Annotated in this window: 1 protein-coding gene; it reads right to left on the minus strand. The window is 63.0% G+C overall.

The window, feature by feature from the left end; translation table 11 throughout:
* On the minus strand, positions 1–1552 hold a 1552-nt coding region (locus D7V93_RS42645; RefSeq protein ID WP_147451667.1), incomplete at its 3' end, for a nucleotidyl transferase AbiEii/AbiGii toxin family protein.
* Between the last annotated feature and the right edge of the window lie 161 nt (positions 1553–1713).

A 1713-nucleotide genomic window follows, 5' to 3' on the forward strand; every position in this document is an offset into this window, starting at 1 on the left:
GTGGGAGGGGGGGCTGGACCAACGGGTAGGGCAGCGCCTTCTTCTGGCGTCCTGCGTAGGTGCTGTAGAGGCTGGAGATGTCCTTGTCCTGCTCCTGCGTCGTCTCAGCGAAGAGCACATGGACCCGGGCCGCGTCCTCCTTGGGAAGGCTTTCAAGGTAGAAGGCCAGCAGCTGCGGTGTCTTGTCTCGGCTGCTCTTGTCGGAGATGAGCAGCACGTGCGCCAGCGGGTTGAGCCCGAGGGCGGCGCTCACGCCAAACATGTCCCCCGTCATATTGCCGGCCTGGATGATCAGCAGCGGCTTGCAGCCCCGGGCCTGCTCCACGAAGGGCACGCCAAAGCTCCTGGCCAGGTTGCTGAGATCCGTCTTCAGCTGCTTCACCATGTCGCCATGGCCCACGTGCGCGGTGAGGAGCTTCATCACGGAGGACATGCTGCGCGCCAGCAGCTGCCCCAGGCAGATGGCGAACTGCGTGCTGAGCGATTCCGAGTAGTACCCGGCCTTTTCTCCGTGGGCGGTTCTCTGGCTCAGCACACGCTTCGCATAGTTGCCGCTCCGTTCTGTCTCAAGGGTGCGCTGGAGCGTGTCGGCATCCATGGGCAGGTGACGCATGCTCCAGAGCAGGTCGAAGAGGTCCGTGGCCCTCTTCACGTCATCCGTCCGGAAGATGAACGTGGTCGCCTTGTCGAGGATGAGGTCCTTCCCCGAGATGAGGTTGCGCTGGATGGTGTAGGTGCGCAGGTCCTCTTTGTTGAGGATGCGCGCGAGGGTGACTTCACAGCCGTCAATCACGCCGTTGAGCACATTCTTGTTCTGGGCATCAATGGCCAGCGGCTTGAGGGTGACGCCGGGAAATTGCCTTCGGAGTTCGGTGTTGATGCGTTCGACCTCCTTTTCCAGGTGGTCGAACGTTTGTTCGAAGTGGGTGGTCCGGTAGTCCAGGTCCTTGAGCTGCCGGGGGCTGTTGAACACGATGTTCGCGACCGCGCCTCCCGTGAGGAAGACCGGGATGTGCAGGAACTCCATCACCGCGTTGAAGCGCGTGAAGATCGTGAGCTTGTGCTCGTTGGTGTCCGCGACCCGCTTCGGTGCCGTCGCAGTGGACGCAAGGGGTGGGTAGGGCTCTCCTTTCGCCTTGGCCTCCTTCCACTTCTTCTCCTCTTCGGTGCTCAGGTGCAGGCCATCCTTGTCCGGCCTCACCAGGCGCTTGGACCTCAGGACACTGAAGGCTTTGTCGAACATCACCTTCGTCAGCCCGAAGGCCTTCAGGGTGTGCTCGTCGGTGTATTTGTCCTGAAGGGGGACCATCCCGTGCTCACTGCGGTAGAGCAGGTCCATGATCGTGCTCTTGGCCTTCTCAAGGTCGACGATCTCCGAGGACCTGGACGCCCCACCGGAGGGGACCGCCGTCGGCTTGAACACGGCCGCGGTGTTCTGCTGAGCGCACTGGACGCACGACGCCTTCGGCATCCGATGCGGGCCGCACGTCTCCTGGGCCCTGCACTGGCTGCACGACAGCGCGGGCATCTTGTGCACGCAAAGGTTCTGCATGTCTTCTGGATTTCGCATGCCGGTCCCTCGGGCAGCCTGATTCAGACGAGCATAGCCGGGGCCCTTCCTGCACGGGCGCGCCATGGGTTGCTGATGCGACCGCGGAGCTCAGGGTGTCCCAGCGCGTCGCGAGGGGAAGATCTCGCGTCCCCGTCTGTTAC

It is taken from the genome of Corallococcus llansteffanensis, assembly GCF_003612055.1.
GTDB lineage: Bacteria > Myxococcota > Myxococcia > Myxococcales > Myxococcaceae > Corallococcus > Corallococcus llansteffanensis.